Source organism: Streptomyces sp. NBC_01445 (assembly GCF_035918235.1).
Classification (GTDB): Bacteria; Actinomycetota; Actinomycetes; order Streptomycetales; family Streptomycetaceae; genus Streptomyces.
The window spans coordinates 87408-104156 of the sequence record NZ_CP109486.1; the positions used below are offsets into that span (position 1 = coordinate 87408).

12 protein-coding genes are annotated in these 16749 nt (G+C 69.7%); 11 read left to right on the forward strand and 1 reads right to left on the reverse strand.

The window, feature by feature from the left end; all coding sequences use genetic code 11:
* Position 1 precedes the first annotated feature (1 nt).
* The 9 genes from OG574_RS48380 to OG574_RS48420 all read left to right on the forward strand — a co-directional run bounded on the left by OG574_RS48380 (position 2) and on the right by OG574_RS48420 (position 10211).
* Entirely contained in the window at positions 2-892 is an 891-nt protein-coding gene (locus OG574_RS48380) for a hypothetical protein (RefSeq protein ID WP_326771298.1), read from the forward strand.
* Positions 893-913: 21 nt separating this feature from the next.
* Positions 914-1108 (forward strand): hypothetical protein, encoded by a 195-nt coding sequence (locus OG574_RS48385; RefSeq protein ID WP_326771299.1) that lies wholly within the window; start codon positions 914-916, stop codon positions 1106-1108.
* 189 nt (positions 1109-1297) lie between these two features.
* Positions 1298-1495: a hypothetical protein gene (locus OG574_RS48390; RefSeq protein WP_326771300.1), complete on the forward strand. Its 198-nt coding sequence runs from the start codon at positions 1298-1300 to the stop codon at positions 1493-1495.
* Positions 1492-1917 carry a TadE/TadG family type IV pilus assembly protein gene (locus OG574_RS48395; protein WP_326771301.1) on the forward strand — a complete coding sequence of 142 codons (426 nt, stop codon included), beginning with the start codon at positions 1492-1494 and terminating at the stop codon, positions 1915-1917. The genes OG574_RS48390 and OG574_RS48395 overlap by 4 nt, the downstream gene beginning before the upstream one ends.
* Entirely contained in the window at positions 1914-2441 is a 528-nt protein-coding gene (locus OG574_RS48400) for a TadE/TadG family type IV pilus assembly protein (protein ID WP_326771302.1), read from the forward strand. The genes OG574_RS48395 and OG574_RS48400 overlap by 4 nt, the downstream gene beginning before the upstream one ends.
* Positions 2438-2905 (forward strand): pilus assembly protein TadG-related protein, encoded by a 468-nt coding sequence (locus OG574_RS48405; protein WP_326771303.1) that lies wholly within the window; start codon positions 2438-2440, stop codon positions 2903-2905. Before OG574_RS48400 ends, OG574_RS48405 begins: the two co-directional genes overlap by 4 nt.
* A gap of 7 nt (positions 2906-2912) precedes the next feature.
* Positions 2913-6455, forward strand: a complete 3543-nt coding sequence (locus OG574_RS48410) for a LysM peptidoglycan-binding domain-containing protein (protein WP_326771304.1) — start codon at positions 2913-2915, stop codon at positions 6453-6455.
* Between the two features lie 199 nt (positions 6456-6654).
* Positions 6655-8433: an ABC transporter ATP-binding protein gene (locus OG574_RS48415; protein WP_326771305.1), complete on the forward strand. Its 1779-nt coding sequence runs from the start codon at positions 6655-6657 to the stop codon at positions 8431-8433.
* On the forward strand, positions 8430-10211 hold the full coding sequence (locus OG574_RS48420; protein WP_326771306.1) for an ABC transporter ATP-binding protein: 1782 nt from the start codon (positions 8430-8432) through the stop codon (positions 10209-10211). The genes OG574_RS48415 and OG574_RS48420 overlap by 4 nt, the downstream gene beginning before the upstream one ends.
* A gap of 787 nt (positions 10212-10998) precedes the next feature.
* Here the strand turns inward: OG574_RS48420 and OG574_RS48425 are convergent.
* Positions 10999-12540 carry a DUF2637 domain-containing protein gene (locus OG574_RS48425; RefSeq protein WP_326778317.1) on the reverse strand — a complete coding sequence of 514 codons (1542 nt, stop codon included), beginning with the start codon at positions 12538-12540 and terminating at the stop codon, positions 10999-11001.
* A gap of 1412 nt (positions 12541-13952) precedes the next feature.
* On the opposite strand from OG574_RS48425, the gene OG574_RS48430 reads away from it, so the two are divergent.
* Together OG574_RS48430 and OG574_RS48435 are read left to right on the forward strand one after the other, a co-directional pair.
* Positions 13953-15389: a pentapeptide repeat-containing protein gene (locus tag OG574_RS48430; protein ID WP_326771307.1), complete on the forward strand. Its 1437-nt coding sequence runs from the start codon at positions 13953-13955 to the stop codon at positions 15387-15389.
* Positions 15390-15590: 201 nt separating this feature from the next.
* Entirely contained in the window at positions 15591-16487 is an 897-nt protein-coding gene (locus tag OG574_RS48435) for an aminoglycoside phosphotransferase family protein (RefSeq protein ID WP_326771308.1), read from the forward strand.
* The last annotated feature ends 262 nt before the right edge of the window (positions 16488-16749 follow it).

Sequence of the window (16749 nt, forward strand, 5' to 3'; positions counted from 1 at the left end):
CATGTCTGTGCCCGCGATGGTGGGCGGCGCGGTGGCCGTCCTCGGCGCCGGGATGACGGTGCGGGCGCTGATGCCCGCCCGGCCCTCCGTGGACGCACTGCTGAAGACCACCCGCTCCCCCGCCCCGCCCACCCAGGTCGATGCGAGCGCGGGCCGCTTCGAGGCGCTCACCGACAAGATGGGCGACCGGCTCGTCGCCACGCCCACGGTCGCCTCCCGGCTGCCGGCCACCGACCTCAGGCTGCTGGAGATGTCCCCGGCCAAACTCCTGGGCCGGTGCGCGCGGATGGCAGTGCTGGGGATGGTGCTGCCTCAGCTGTTCATGCTGCTGCTCACGGTTGCCGGCAAGCGCCCGCCGCTGCCGGTGCCGGTGCTGCTCGCGCTCGCGGTGGGTGGGTTCTTCGCGTTCAAGTGCCTGGACGATGTGCGCGACGACGGCAAGAAGCTGCGCGAGGAGTACCGGTACACGATCGTCTCCCTGCTGGAACGGCTCATCCTGATTCGCTCGGCGAACGCGTCGGCCGGCGAATCGCTGCTGCGCGCCGCCTCGGTCGGCGACACCACCCCCGCTTTGCAGATCCGCGAGTCCCTCGAGCACGCCCGGCTGACCGGCACGCCCTACTGGAGCGCGCTGGCCCAACTCGGCCAGGCGATCGGCGTGGAGGACCTGGCCCGGCCCGCCCGCGCCATGGCACTCGCCGGCGAGGAGAAGGCCGCCGTCACCCGCACCCTGGAAAACCAGGTCGACCTACTCAACGCCGCCGTCCAAGGCGACCGCGAAACCCGCGCCAACCAGGCCACCGAGCAGATGGACCTGCCGGCGTTGACCGTCGGCTTGTCCCTGGTCGTCTTCTGCGCCCTGCCCGCCTTCATCAAGATCCTCAACCTGTGACCTGGCCCGAAGGAGATACGGATGTCGCTCGCTCTGTACGGCCTGTGGGCCCTGGCCGTCACGCTCGGCTTCGCCCGCGTGGTCGCACTGAACCAGCCCGCGGCGGCGCGCAACCCCCGGGACACCGACCGGCTGCACCTGATCGCGATCGTCGTCGCGCTGAGCGTCGTCACCCTGATCGCTCTACCCGCCCTCATCAAGATCTTGTCCGTCTAGTCGCCGTCCCTGCAGGGGAGTTCGTATGGGATCCACACGTGAGCTGCTCATCCTCTGGACGGCGATCATCACCATCGCCACCGTCCTCACGATCCTTTTCCAGACCGTCCTGCCCTCCCCGTTCTGACCCCTTTCGCCGCGGACACCGCATCCGGCGCGTCCGCTTGTCCTCACCTCCCGGAGGTTGTGATGTCTCGTCGTCTCACCCGTATCACCGCTGTGCTGCGCCGCCGCTACGGCCACGTGCGCGGCCGCCTCTCCGATGCCGGCTACTCGGTCACCGAGTGGGCCTACATCACCGCGGCCGGCGGCGGCATCGCCACGATCCTCTACCTCGCCATCGACAGCACCGCCCGCGCCAAGGCCTTGGAGATCGCAGGCCTGTGACCAGAGCCGCCGGCAAGCGACACCCGGTCCCGGAGTCGAGATGGTCCCGGCTTCGGGAGCGTCTCAACGACCACGGCGACAGCGTCGTCGAGTTCGCGGTGATCTTCCCCGTCGTGCTGATCCTCGTGTTCACCGTCATCGAGGGCGCCCTGTACTTCCATGCCCGCTCGGTGGCAGCGCGCGCAGCTCAGGTCGGCGTGGACGCAGGCCGCTCCTACGACGCGAGCCCGGACGACGGGGCCGCCGCCGCCCGCGACTTCCTGGCCCGCACCGGCAACTCGGTCGAGGGCTCCAAGGTGGCGGTCGACTCCGGCGGCAACCAGATCGCGGTGACCGTCACCGGCACCGTCTCCTCCCTGGTGCCCGGCCTGGAGTTCACCGTGCGCCAGCGTGCCCAAGCCCCCGTGGAGGAATTCCGGTGAAACACGCGTGGGTTCACGCCTCCCGCGCCCTGCCGCTCGGCCGCTGCCGGCGGACAGAACATCTTGTGGCCCGCACGGTCCTGGGCTGGCGTGCTGCCTTCTCGGGTGCGGCCGCGGACCGGGGCAGTGCCGCGCTGGGTGCGGCAATCTTCACTCCGGTGTTCATCGCCCTGCTCGCCCTGGTGATCGCTGCGGGCCGGATCCAGATCGCGCAGGGTGCCGCGGACGCAGCCGCGCGGGATGCTGCACGCACCGCCTCGCTGGCCGACAGCCCCGACACCGCGCAGGGCGAGGCCCGCCAAGCCGCCGCCGAGTCGCTGCGCCGCTCCGGGCTGACCTGCTCCGACATCGCGGTCGCCGTGGAGTCCGACGGGATCGACGCGCCCGTCGGGCAGGCCGCCACGGTCACCGCCACCGTGTCGTGCACCGTGCCGCTAGATGACGTGGCGCTGCCCGCACTGCCCGGCACCAAGACGCTGAAGAGCACCATGACCAGCGTTGTTGATCAGTGGAGGGCCCGGTGACCAAGCCCCTCCCCCGACTGCGTGCCCATGTCCGTCGTGCCGTCAGTACGCTGCGCGAGCGCCGCGATACCGGCGGCGTGGAACTGTTCATGCCGATCATGGCGATCGCCATCTTCGTGATGCTCGGCCTGGTCGTGGACGGCACCGGCGTCCTCAACGGCAACTCCCGCGCCACCTACGCCGCTCAGGAGGCCGCCCGCGCGGCCGGCCAGCAGATCGATCCCGGTCAGGCCATCACCGGCGAGGCGATCGTCGTCGATCCCGACGCCGCCGCCGGCGCGGCCCAGGACTACCTCGACGCCGAGGGCCTGGACGGTGACGTAGTGGTCTCCGGCGATGGCAAGACCATCACGGTGACCGTCAACGACTCCTACGACCCGCTGTTCGCCTCGCTGTTGGGCATCGACACCCTGCCAGTGTCCGGCGAAGCCAAGGCCACCCTGCTCCACCAGCCCGGAGGCTGACCCGCTCATGGCCCACCGCATCGTCCGCTGGCCCCTCGCCCTGCTGCGCCTGATCGCACGCCTGGCCGCACTCGCCGTACTCGCCGCCGGCGTACCCGCGCTCCTCCTCAAGGTTGGCACCCTGCCGCAGAGCGTGCCGTCCCTGAGCGAGGCGCGTGAGGCGTTGATGGCTCCGGATGACGGGAGCCTGCTGTTCACCACGCTCACCCTCGCCGCGTGGATCGCGTGGCTGTGGCTGCTCGTTCCTCTCCTGGTCGAACTGGTCGCGGCCCTCGCGCACCGGGCCACACCCCGGCTTCCGGGCATGGCCACCAGCCAGCGCCTGGCCGTCTTTCTGCTGGGCGGGCTGCTGCTCGCTTCTCCCGCGGCCGCGGCAACCGCCGCCACCCCCGTCGTCGCAGCGACCGCCACCCTCGACCACGCCTCCCCCGCCCCGGCCTCCGTGGACCACACCGAGCGCACGGCGACCGCGGCGACAACGGCCGCTGCCACCAAGGAGCATCACGTCGCAGGCGAGGGTGTGGTGGCGTACGACGTGGCTGAGCAGCGTCTCGGCGACGGGTTGCGCTGGCGTGACATCGCCCGCCTCAACCCCGAGTTGCACATCACCGGGCCCAGCTCCTCGCTGTCGGCGGGCACCACGCTCACACTGCCCGCCGACGCCAGCCCCGCGGCCGCCTCCGCATCGGGCGCGAGTTCCGGCCTGCAAGCTCAGCTGGCGAGCTCCTCGCGCACGGCGAGCGAGGACGCCTCGGAGCAGCGTTCGGAAAGCCATTACATGGTGCGGCCCGGGGACACGCTGTGGGACATCTCCGAGGAGCAGCAGGGCGATCCCACGCTCTACCCGGAGATCGTCGAGGCGAACCCGGACGTCATCAAGAACCCGAACCTGATCCATCCTGGGGATCACCTGGCTATCCCCGACCAGGCGCGGCCCTCCCAGCAGCCCGGCAAGCAGGGCTCCGACGGCCAGGAGAAGGGCCACCAGGGCGAGGACGGCGAGGCGGCGGCATCGCCCTCCGAGTCCCCCCGGGCCAGCGACGGCGAGGCGGGCACCCCAGAACAGGAAGCAACTCCCGCCCCGTCCGCGAGCAGTTCCGCGCAGGAGCAGGAGTCCAACTCCTCGGCCACGAAGGCACCGAGTGAGGACCCGGGCGTCGGTGTGCCCTCCCAGGCCGCGCCGACCGCGGAGCCCTCCGGGGCCGGCACCGAGGAGCCCTCCGCACCCGGCACCTCGGCACCTGCTGGGGCTGCGCCGTCGGCTGACGATCGCCACAGCAGCGCCCAAGACGCCTCGCCGGACGAGGAGTCCGGCCTGACCGTCACGACGATGGCGTTGGGCGCGTCCGCGTTCGTCGCCGCCGGAGTGCTCTTGATGCTGCGGCGCAGGCGGACGGTGCAGCAGCGTCGCCGGCGGGCCGGGCGCCGGATCTCGATGGCGCAGGGACGTGCCGCCGCGACCGAGCGTGCCCTGCGCTGCGTCGATGCCATCGAGGAGGTCGACTTCCTGGATGCGGCCCTGCGCACGCTCGCCCACCACTGCGCCGAGGCGGGGCGTCCGCTGCCCGCTCTCGCCGCCGTCCAGCTGGGCACCGAGGGCGTGCTGCTCCACCTCGCCGACACCGATGATGCCGACGAACTCCCCGCTCCCCTGCCACCGTTCACCGCCGTCGACGACAGCCCGCAGCTTTGGTGGTGCGCCACCGACACCGGGGACCTCGCAGACGCCGAACTCCTCGGCCGGATGGACGCCCCTTATCCGGCACTGGTCGCGCTCGGCGACGACACCCGCGAGGCGCTGCTACTGGTCGACCTGGAACGCTTCGGGGCCGTGCACCTCACCGGCGCCACACGGCTTCAGGTGCTGCGCGCCCTGGGTACATCGCTCGCGGTGTCCCCGCTCAGCTCGGACCTGGAGATCGCTGTCGCGGGCGAGGACAGCGCCCCGGGCCTGTCCCTCATCGACTCGCGCGTGACCCCGTACACGACGCTCGCCGACGCGGCCGACGTCGTCCGCACCCACCACGGCCGCCAGCACACGGCACTGTCCGGCAGCAACAGTACGGACCTGGGAGCCGCGCGGGCCGCGGACACGGTGGACGAGCTGTGGCCGATGGTCGTCCTTGCCGACCTCGACAGCTGCCCCGACCCCGAGGCCGCCGAAGAGCTCGCCGAGGTCCTGCAGCAGGAACCGCGTACCGCGACCGTCATCATCACCAGCGGGCACATGCCCGCCGAGGCCGACGCGGTGTGGGTCCTGGACACCGACGACGAAGTCCATCCCGTGCCCGGTACCGGGCTGCACTGCCGCCTGGTCGCCTTCTCGGACGAGGAATACGCCGACGTCGTCGAGAGCGCGCTGACGTCGAACTCGGAGACCGACCTCGCCCCCGACGAACCGCCTGCGACCTCCGTCCCGCTGGCGAAGGACACCGAGGCGCCCGCCGCCGCTGCAGCTCCGGCTGCCGCCGAGTCGGTACCCGCCGCGCGGGAGTCGGACAGCCTGTTCGCCCGCCTGGCCGACCTCGACGACGACTCCCCAGCCCATCACCTCGAGGGCGCGCCCGCACCGGCCACAGTGCACCACGAGGACGACGCGGCCACGGAGGCCCAACCTTCTGCAGAAGAGGCTGGCCCCGCCATCCCGCGGACGGACGCCACCTCCCCCAGCCGGATCGTGCTGCCTGCCACAACCGCGACCTCTCGGGTCAACGCCCGGCTGCCCGAGCCCGTCAGCCCGCCGGCCCCGGTGCCCCAGGAGCCGGTGCCCACCAGTGCGGCCGACAGCCCACAGCGGCCGGCAGGCGAGGACGCGGCCGACGGGCCCCTGGTCCGAGTGCTCGGCCCCATCGACGTCACCGGCGCCCGCGGGCACATCGAATCCAACCGGCGCACCGTCGCCACGGAACTGGTCTCCTGGCTCGCCCTGCGCACCGACGGTGCCACCCGCCACGAGCTCGACGAGGTCATCGCGCCCGGCGGAGGGCGCGTGGAGAACAACACCAGGAACGGACGTGTCCGCGAGGTACGGCGCTGGCTCGGTGACGAGTACTACCCAAAGCTCAACGAACAGCCCGACCGCAAGCACCGCCTGGTCGGCGTCGCCTGCGACTGGCACCAGTTCCAGGACCTGACCACCCAGGCCGCTCGCGCCGGCGGCGATGAAGGGCGCGCCATGCTGCGGCGCGCGCTCGAGCTCGTACAGGGCCGGCCCTTCACCGGCATTCCGCCGCGCCGCTACGTCTGGGCCGAGGCCCTGACCCAGGACATGATCTCGGCAGTGGTCGACGTGGCCGACGACCTCGCCGCCCGCTGCCTGGCCGCCCGCGACCCTCGGGGCGCACTGTGGGCGTCGGGCCGCGGCCTGGACACCGCACGCGAGCGCGAGGCCCTGTGGCGCCACCGCTTCGAGGCCCTGGCCCAACTCGGCGCACACGACGAACTGGAAGCAGCGATCCAGCAGCTGAACCAGTACCTCCTCGATGCCGACCTGCCCATGGAACGCCAGACCGAGGAGACCATCCGCCGCCTGGACGCAGTCCGCCGCTAACCCTCGAACCACTGTAGGGTCCGCGATCCGGTGAGCACTGTGGGCGCTCGATGCGCAGTAAATGCGCAAATCCAGTTCCTGTGCGCAATGGCTCCGGAGAGTGAAGCCAACTGTCGATCTCTTTCGAGCCTTCCCAGGGCACTCAGCGCGGTCGCTGGTCTCCCGAACGAATCGACCAGCGATCACTAACGTACGGCAGATGAGAGATTCGAAATTGGATCCGGGGACCCCGGACAGTCGCAGTGCCGCGCGGTACCTGTGGTGGCTGATCACCAGTCAGCGCCGCCGGATCGCCGCCGGTGCGCTGCTGGGCAGCACTTGGATGGTCTGTCTGGCTCTGCCGCCGTACCTGCTGTCACGTGCCATCGACGACGGGCTGGAGCGGGGGCAGTGGTCCGTGCTCGTCGGCTGGGTCGCGGCGTTGTTGGGTGTGGGGGTGCTGAACGCGTGGCTGGCCATCATGCGACACCGCACCATGACCAAGGTGCGGATGGATGCGGCCTTCCGTTCTGTGCAGGTGGTGGTCAGGCAGGCGACCAGGCTGGGCGGGGCGCTGCCGCGCCGGGTCACGGCCGGGGAAGTCGTCACGATCGGGTTCGGCGACGTCGCGGTGATCGCGAGCACGCTGACCATTACCGGCCCCGGTGTCGGCGCGGTCCTCGCCTATGTCGTCGTGGCCGCACTGCTGTTGACCGCTTCGCCGTTGCTCGCCGTGGTGGTGCTTCTCGGTGTGCCGCTGCTCGCGGTGCTGGTCGGCCCGCTGCTGGGGCGGCTGCAGGGCGTCGAGGCGACGTACCGGGAACAGCAGGGCGGGCTCGCCGCCCGTTTCACGGACATCGTCGGAGGACTGCGCGTCCTCAACGGCATCGGCGGCAAGGAGGTGTACGCCGAGCGCTACCGGCGCGGTTCGCGGACGCTGCAGGCGAAGGGGTACCGCGTCGGCGCGGTGACCAGCTGGATCCAGGCCCTGAGCGTCGGCCTGCCCACCCTGTTCCTCGGGGCCGTGACCTGGCTGGCGGCCCGGATGGCGGCGCAAGGGACCATCAGCGTCGGCGAGTTGGTCGCGGTCTACGGGTACGCAGCGGTGCTGGTGGTGCCGGTCTCGTTCTTCATCGAGGGCGGCTACGACCTCAGCCGCGGACTCGTCGCCGCCCGCAGAGTCGTACGTTTTCTGGCCATGGAGCCCGATTCCCTCGGCGGGGACGCGGCTTCGGACGGGCCCGGGCTTCCGGCCGCGCTGCGTGATCCTGCATCCGGCGTCGAGGCGACGCCCGGCAGGCTGACCGCATTGGTCAGCGCCCGGCCCGCGGAGTCGGCGACGGTGGTCGACCGTCTCGGCCGTTTCGTCGAATCGGCCGTGACCTGGGGCGAGATACGCCTCGCAGAGATTGACCTGACACAGGTCCGCCGACGCATCCTCGTCGCGGACAACGAGGCCGATCTGTTCGCCGGCCCGCTGCGCGAGGTGATCTGCGGTCCGTGGGACCGGGACGAGGAGACCATCGGCCGGGGCCTCTCCGCGGCCATGGCGCAGGACATCGTCCGCGCCCTGCCGGACGGCCTCGACTCGCCCGTCGACGCGCAGGGCCGCAACCTCTCCGGCGGTCAGCGGCAGCGCATCCGCCTGGCCCGGGCCCTGCTGGTCGATCCCGAGGTACTCCTGGCGGTCGAGCCCACCTCAGCAGTCGACGCGCACACCGAGGCGGCCATCGCGACCCGGCTGTACGCCGCACGGTCCGGCCGCACCACGGTGGTCACCAGCACATCACCGCTCCTCCTGGTTCAGGCAGACACCGTGCACTACCTGGTCGACGGCTCCGTCGCGGACTCGGGCAGCCATCATGAACTCCTGGCCCGGCAGCCCAGCTACCGGCGCCTGGTCTCCCGCGGCGCGTCCGAAGCAGACGGCGTCCACGACGAAGACCGCGACCGCGCGGACGAAGGAACCGCTCCGACGTGCCGGGAGGCCGTGCAATGACTGCCAGTTCCCCACCCACGGCACCCACGGCCCGGGCCCTGCCCGTCGCCGAACCGTCCCGGATACGCCGGGCGGCACTCCGGCTGGTCCGTCAGGACGGCCGTGCTTTCGCCGCCATGATCGGCCTCAACGCGCTGGCCGCCGGTGCCGGACTCGTCGGCCCCTGGCTGCTCGGCCGCATCATCGACGAAGTCAGGGCCGGGGCCCCGGTGGCCTCGGTGGACCGTCTCGCGCTCATCATCTTCGTGTTCGCGCTGGCGCAGCTCGTCCTGGCCCGTTATGCCGGCTACATCGGACACCGCTTCGGCGAGCGGACCCTGGCGCGTATCCGCGAACAGTTCGCCGACCGGGCGCTCGCGCTGCCCGCCGCGATGGTCGAACGCGCAGGAACGGGCGACCTGATGACCCGTGGCACGGCCGATGTCGCCGCGGTCGGCGCCACCCTCCGGGACGCCGGTCCCCAGGTCCTCATCGCCGGAGTCCAGGCGTTGTTCATCCTCGGAGCGGTCTTCGCACTCGACCCGCTGCTCGGCGCGTGCGGAGTGCTGGGCCTGCTCGGCATCTGGTTCGCCGCCCGCTGGTACCTGCGCCGGGCGCTCACCGCGTACCTTGCCGAGGGAGCCGCCAACACCGCTCTCGCGGAGCAGCTCGCGGCCACCGCCGCCGGCGCCCGCACCGTCGAAGCCTTCGGACTGCAGCAGCACCGCATGACGGCATGCCAGGAGCAAATCGAAAAGTGCCGGACCACCCGGAACCGCACGCTGTTCCTGCGCAGTGTGCTCTTCCCGGCCGTGGACATCTCGTACGTCATTCCCGTGGCCGTTGTCCTGCTGATCGGCGGCGTGCTGTACGCCCACGGCACGATGAGCCTCGGCGCGGTGGTCGCCTCGGCCCTGTACCTGCGGCAGCTCTCCCAGCCCCTGGACACCATCCTCCAGCAGATCGAGCAACTGCAAAGCAGCAGCGCCTCCTTCGCCAGGGTCGAGGGCCCCGGCCTGGCCACGCAAGTACCACCGGCCGCTCCCCTCACACCGACCAACGACCGGATCGAAGTGGCCGATGTGCGCTACGCCTACGACGACGGGAGCGACGTCCTGCACGGCGTCGACCTCACGGTCCAGCCCGGCGAGCGACTAGTGATCGTCGGCCCGTCCGGCGCGGGCAAGACCACCCTGGGCAGGCTGCTGGCAGGCATGGACAGACCCCACACCGGCTCAGTGACGGTAGGGCAGATACCGGTCGCCGACCTGGACCCCGACCAACTGCGCCAACACGTCGTCCTCGTCACCCAGGAACACCACGTGTTCCTAGGAACGGTCCGGGACAACCTGCAGATCGCCTCCGCTCGCGCCACCGACGCCCAACTGCGCACGGCACTCGCTGCCGTCGGCGCCGAATGGGCCAACGAACTACCGGACGGGCTGGACACCGATCTGAGCCACGGGGGACACCGGCCGGACGGCGCCCAGGCACAGCAACTCGCCTTGGCACGCGTGGTGCTGGCCGACCCACACACGCTGATCCTCGACGAGGCAACTGCACTCCTGGACCCAAGAACCGCCCGGCACACGGAACGGGCGCTGGCCGCCGTCCTCAAAGGCCGGACCGTCATCGCCATCGCACACCGCCTACAGACGGCCCATGACGCCGACAGAGTGGCCGTGATGGAAGACGGTCGACTCACCGAACTCGGCACCCACGACGATCTCGTAACAGCCGACGGCGCCTACGCCGCGCTCTGGCGCTCATGGCACGGCGAGCGGCCTCCCTCCTCCTGAACACGGCACCCCGCGCCGCCCCGGACAGAACTCGCGGGTTCCGGGCTGCCCCTACCGACTGTGACCGACCGTGGATCGCCAACGGCGCCGATTGCTCACGCCTGGTCGACCCGACGAGTGCTCACCGAGCGCGGATTCCAGCGTTTCTGCAGGAACCAGTGCTCATCAAGTCGCGGACCCTACAGATCCACACCGGCCCGGCCACCCTCTCAGGTTGGCTGGGCCTGCTGGACGACCACCGGCCCCTGCGAGCTCCGGGCCCTGAGCAGTCCGGAACGCCCTGCGGGCCAGCCGCGGGTGCTCTGCCGTAGCCGACACACCGTCACGCAACGCAATCGGCAGTACGGTTCACCGGCCCGAGCCGTCGCAGCGGCGCCGCGTCAGCGTGGAAAATTCCACCCCGGTCGTCCCGGCCGCGGACATGCCGTCCACGAATTCCACCCGGCCGCACCCCGCGTGGAACGACCCGGAGGACGTTCACGGCCAGGCCCACTCGCCGCACCTCCAACGGTCGCAGTGAGCGGCGTCGGAACGGGAGCGGGGTATACCCCAAACAGTGACCCACGGTGGAAAATTGCAGGTCACAGCGTTCCACCCCTCTAGGAAGCGGACGTCCACCAACGCGAAGTCGGGCAGCCGTTAGGCAACTCCAGCCGCTCCGAGCGGAGCGAGTAGGGCAGCGGATGTGTGCCACACAGCAATGCTGGAAGAGCTGTCCTTTGCGCATTCCACCCCGCCGACGCGCATGCTCTGCTGCAGCAACTGCCGGATTCCACCGGGTGGAACGTCAGCCGGTTTCCTCGCTCGAACCGCGCCGCCGCATCTCGCCGATGTACTTGCGCACCGTGCCCTCTGCGTAGCCGGACAGTGCGGCAAGCTCGGGAGCGAGCGCCTTCGCGGACTTCCCCTGGGACTCCGGCGGCAACTGCCGGTAGTGGAATTCCACCAGGTCGATCCCCGACGGCTTCGCTTCAGTCGGCGCTGCTCCGCTCGGCTCGGGCTCGGCGAGCGTCCCGGTGCCGGCGGCAGGTGCTTCGCCCGTCGGCTCGGCCGCAGGCGCTTCCTGACTCTGCGACCGCTCCAGCTCGCTGATACGCATCTGGACTGCGACCCGCCCCGCATCCTCGGCCCGGCTGGCATTCACCGGAGCCTGGTCCCCCACTGCCACTCCACGAGCGGCCTCCGCCTCCCGGTTGGCGGCCATCACGTACGGGGCGAGGTATTCGGGAGCGAGCGGGCGGCCGTACTGGTCGGCGACGTCGTACTGCTCCAGCAGGTACAAGGACAGCTCATCAGCATCCGGCTCGTATCCCTGGTCCGTTGCGAACTGCTCTGCAGCGGACCGATAGAAGGACGCCCACTCCTTGTCAGGCTCACCACCCGATGCATCAGGCACCGGGGCCTGATGCTCTTGCTCCTGCGGGTGCGGCACCGGCATTCGCTCGGGATGCTCCTCGTGCCAGCTCTGGTGCTCCTGTTCCAACGCGACCATGGGCGGCTCCACCTCGGCGTCGTGGTCGCCCGGATGCTGCGTCTGGCGAGGCGCAGCGAACCCGTGGCTCGGCGCCGTCTGCGCGAGCACCCCAGCAGCAGGCTCCACCCGCACGACCTGCTGATCCAGTTGTGGCGCCTGCGGACGGCGCGGCAGCAACTGCGGCTCGACGCCCGCGGCGACGAGCCCGGCCGGAGCCATCTCCGCGAGCGGCACCCCGTAGCGCGCCAGGCGCAGCGGCATCAGGGACTCGACGGGAGCCTTGCGGCGCCAGGCGCGGCCGAAGCGGGACCGCAGCCGCGCCTGGTAGACGAGCCGCTCCTGCTCCAGCTTGATGACGGCCTCGTAGCTGCGCAGCTCCCACAGCTTCATGCGGCGCCACAGCAGGAACGTGGGCAGTGGGGAGAGCAGCCAGCGCGTGAGGCGCACGCCCTCCATGTGCTTGTCGGCCGTGATGTCGGCGATCCGGCCCACCGCGTGCCGCGCCGCCTCGACCGAGACGACGAACAGGATCGGGATGACGGCGTGCATGCCGACGCCGAGCGGGTCCGGCCACGCGGCCGCGCCGTTGAACGCGATCGTCGCGGCGGTCAGCAGCCACGCCGTCTGGCGCAGCAGCGGGAACGGTATCCGGATCCAGGTCAGCAGCAGGTCCAGGGCGAGCAGTACGCAGATACCCGCGTCGATGCCAATCGGGAACACATAACTGAAGTTCCCGAACCCCTTCTGGAGCGCGAGTGAGCGAACGGCCGCGTACGAACCCGCGAAACCGATGCCGGCGATGACCACCGCACCGGCGACGACCACGCCGATGAGTATCCGATGCGTCCGTGTCAGCTGCGGCGCGGACGCTCCACCTTCCCGCCCTGCCGCACGCTCTCCTCGCCCCCGCACGCCCGGTACTCCCCCGCCGTCAGCTGGTCAACTCGCCCATCACACTTCACTTTTGCACACCCGGTCAGGTCACGACACATGGAATCAATAACTGTCCAACTGGACACCGGTTGATCCTGACGACAGTGGCCTCGGAATTGCACCAGACGGGGCCTTCTACGGAAATGGCGAGAGTCCCCGGACCAGGGCCGTGCCCTTGGGAGGCGATGTACTCGACGTACGTGGCGGTCGTGCAGGGCTTCGTGACGCGGGCCATGGCGGCGCACCATCGTTCGAACATGCCGCGCTGGGAACGGTAGTTGCTGTCAGCGTTCTTCGGCGCGGACTGTTCGTCCATGCGCCGTGCGGTGGCTTCGGAGACGTAGAAGTCGCGCTCGCTGTAGCTGGGCCGTGTCGTGGCGGGGAGTTCGCCGGGACGCAGGATCGTGTGCCGGTCGACGAGCGGCCGCGGCGGGGCCTGCGATCTCGGGGAGGTCTGGAAGGCGGTCTCCGTCGACGAGCTCCGCGTGACAACCTCGGTTGGCTCCCCCGGGTCGTCCGCGTCGGACCCCTCTCAGACAATCAGGTACGTATACGACAAATTATACGAGGGTGATCACGATCCGGTTCCGCGGCGTAGCCGGCTGAGGGGGAATCAAGGGGACTAGTGCGACTGCGGCTTGCACCTGGGGCAGGGGATCAGTTCCGTCAGCAGGGCTTCGTACAGGGTGATAGTCTCCGGCCCGCTCGTCGGGCGGCAACGTTTGTCCAGCCCCGTGTGATAGACGGTGCCTCTCCCTGTGGGGCCGCTGGGAGCATGCCGCCACTGCGAGGCGACCACTGTCGTCTCCAACTGATCCAAGTGCCGCTGCACTTGCTCCAGTTCAGCTTTCAGTTCCTGCTGACGTGTGCGAAGCCGTGTGCGTGCGTCGGCGGCAGATTCCATCTCGGCTTCGGTCCTCTCGCGGTGAGCAGGGGCGCCGGCGGGGCGCCCCTCGCGAACGTACACCGTGAGCCATCTCCACCGACCGTGGTTCTCGAGGGTCACTCTGTGCTGCGCCGGATGTGAGCTCATCGCGGGCCAGACATGATGATCCCCGCGGCGCTCAGGGCGGCAACACGGGGACCGTTCGATGCGTTCGATTCTTCGTCAGGAGCGATCCTAAGCCGCTGTTCTCGTCGAGGCGATCAACGACGCTGACGAGGCTCCTCGACGAACTTGGCTCCAGCGGAGCCGACGACGAGACGCGTGCGACCGCAGAGGAGACAGCCCGGCTGCTCCGCGCGGCCATGGGATTCCCCGCCGGCTGAACAGCTCCTCGGCGTATTTCGCCAACTCGCTGTCCCGGACGGCGGGCAGGCTCCATGCTCCTGACGTGGCAGTCTCACTCCGGCGCAAGCGCGAGGCCCCCCGGGGCCGGTACACACCGAACCTCTGGCCCGTCTGGTTCGTGGCACTCGTGGCGCTGATAGCCGCCGGTGCCCTCGGCTGGGTCATCTACCACTACGCCTACGACCACTTCGCGCAGGCGGCCGCCGACCAGAAGCCGCCCAAGCCGGTCAACATCAATGACGTCCTCAAAGCCACCGTGACGGCCCTGACCCTGATCGGTGCCGTCCTCGCCGGTCTCTACGCCTACCGCAAACAGCTCCTCGCCGAGGGCGACGCACACCGCGCGGACGCAAGTCAGCTCGCCGACCGCTACACCACCGCTGCCGAACAGCTCGGTCACGACCAAGCCGCGGTCCGCCTCGCCGGCGTCTACGCCCTCGCCCGCCTCGCCGACGACTGGGCAGAACAACGCCAGGTCTGCATCGACGTCCTGTGCGCCTACCTCCGCATGCCCTACGAACCCGACCCCTCGTTGCCCGGCCACAAAGAAGGGGAACGCGAGGTCCGCCACACCATCATCCAAGTCATCCGCGACCACCTACAGGAGCCGGACGCGGCTACCGCCTGGTGCCTGCATGACTTCAACTTCACTGGCGCGGTCTTCGACGGCGGCACCTTCGATGCCAGCCACTTTCGAGGAAAGATCACCTTCTTCGACGCGAAGTTCAGCAGCGGCACCGTCAGCTTCAGCGGCGCGGAGTTCAGCGGCCCCACCGTCTACTTCGTCGGCGCAGAGTTCAGCGGCGGCACCGTCTACTTCGCCTCCGCGGAGTTCAGCAGCCCCAACGTCTACTTCGACGACGCAACATTCAGCAGCGGCGACGTCTACTTCGACGACGCGACATTCAGCGGCTTTGTCAGCTTTATCGACGCGACGTTCAGCGGCAGCGCCGTCAGCTTCACCGGCGCGACGTTCAGCGCCGGCACCGTCTACTTCGGCGACGCGACGTTCAGCGCCGGCACCGTCCACTTCGGCGTCGCGACATTCAGCGGCAGCACCGTCCACTTTGTCGACTCGACATTCAGCGGCAGCCTCGTCAACTTCAGCGGCGCGACGTTCAGCGGCAGCCTCGTCAACTTCGGGGACGCGGAGTTCAGCGCCGGCACCGTCCACTTCGGCGACGCGACATTCAGCGCCGGCACCGTCAGCTTCGGCGACGCGACGTTCAGCGGCAGCACCGTCAGCTTCACAAGCACGACGTTCAGCGGCAGCACCGTCAGCTTCGGCGACGCGACGCTCAGCGCCGGCACCGTCAGCTTCGGCGACGCGACGTTCAGCGCCGGCACCGTCAGCTTCGGCGGCGCGACGCTCAGCGCCGGCACCGTCAGCTTCGGCGGCGGCACCACTGGCTTCGCCGCCGCCAGGTTCAGCGGTACCACGTTTGAGTGGGGCCCTCTGGCAGTACCGGCGGGCGCCTAGACCGCCGTCGCACTTGTCCCGTCTCAAATGATCTGGTTCGAAACCGCGGCGGTGACCTGGGGCGACCAGAACGGTTGAGACACCTTGGTGGCCGAAAATCTCAGTTGATCTGGACCCTCGCCTATGAATACTGGCTGTCGTCTCGGTTGATCTGGTCTGCTTCCGGCGTTTCGAATGGGACTGGTGGAAGGGCTCGCGAGTATGACCATGCACGATGACCAAGTGGACGTGACCACCGAAACTGTTGCGACCTTGATCCAGGAACAGTTCCCTCAGTGGAGCGGCAAGGAAATCCGACTCCTGCAGTCGACCGGGACGGTCAACGCCGTCTTCCGCATCGGGAACGACCTCTCGGCACGTTTCCCGCTTCGTCTGGCCGGTGCCGCCGAGACGCTGGCGGTTCTGAAGCAGGAAGCCCGGGCGAGCGCGGAGTTGGCGCAGGTGTCTCGGTTCCCCGCCCCGGAACCCGTCGCCCTGGGAGAGCCTGGAGCGGGCTACCCCATGCCGTGGTCAGTCCAGACGTGGCTGCCGGGAACGGTCTCCTCGGACGCCGACCCGAGTGGGTCGGACGCTTTTGCACAGGACCTTGCGGCCTTCATCTCCGCCCTGCGGGAGGCCGAGACGCGGGGGCGGCACTTCAGCGGCGAAGGTCGTGGCGGCGTTCTCACTCACCACGACGGTTGGATGGAGAAGTGCTTCGAGGAGAGCGAGGAGCTGCTCGACGTGCGCCGGCTCCGCCACATGTGGAGCCACCTGCGGGAGTTGCCACGCGCGGGTGCCGACGTGATGAGCCATGGTGACCTGATCCCCGGCAATGTACTGGTCACGGGCGACCGGCTCAGCGGCGTACTCGACACCGGCGGCTTCAGCCCGGCCGACCCCGCGCTGGATCTGGTCAGTGCCTGGCACCTGCTGCAGCAGGGGCCGCGGGAAGTGCTCCGGCGGACACTGGGCTGTGACGATCTCGAGTGGGAGCGCGGCAGGGCATGGGCGTTCCAGCAGGCGATGGGCGCTGTCTGGTACTACGTCGAGAGCAATCCGGCGATGAGCAGGATGGGACGCCGGACACTCGACCGCATCCTGGAGGCGATGGAGTGATGTCGCCCAGGCTGCAGGCCGTGCCCAAGACGATCGCTTGCCTCTCCCGCCGACAGCAGCACCAACGGGACCGGATGAACTGAGACGACGAGCGAATCGGACCAGATCATTTGAGACAAGGACCAGATCGGCTGAGACGGGACAGCACTGCTCAGCTCCGCCTTCGTGGTGGTCGTCGCCGTCCAGAAACCGATCGGTTCCTGGACAACTCCTCACATGCCCCCGACACCGGTATCGATGAGTGCAACAACACTGTCCACCA

Bases quoted from the DNA above. Each gene is read 5' to 3' on its own strand.
- OG574_RS48415 (WP_326771305.1), top strand. From the start codon at position 6,655: ATGAGAGATTCGAAATTGGATCCGGGGACCCCGGACAGTCGCAGTGCC.
- OG574_RS48380 (WP_326771298.1), top strand. From the start codon at position 2: ATGTCTGTGCCCGCGATGGTGGGCGGCGCGGTGGCCGTCCTCGGCGCC.
- OG574_RS48435 (WP_326771308.1), top strand. From the start codon at position 15,591: ATGACCATGCACGATGACCAAGTGGACGTGACCACCGAAACTGTTGCG.
- OG574_RS48390 (WP_326771300.1), top strand. From the start codon at position 1,298: ATGTCTCGTCGTCTCACCCGTATCACCGCTGTGCTGCGCCGCCGCTAC.
- OG574_RS48420 (WP_326771306.1), top strand. From the start codon at position 8,430: ATGACTGCCAGTTCCCCACCCACGGCACCCACGGCCCGGGCCCTGCCC.
- OG574_RS48385 (WP_326771299.1), top strand. From the start codon at position 914: ATGTCGCTCGCTCTGTACGGCCTGTGGGCCCTGGCCGTCACGCTCGGC.
- OG574_RS48410 (WP_326771304.1), top strand. From the start codon at position 2,913: ATGGCCCACCGCATCGTCCGCTGGCCCCTCGCCCTGCTGCGCCTGATC.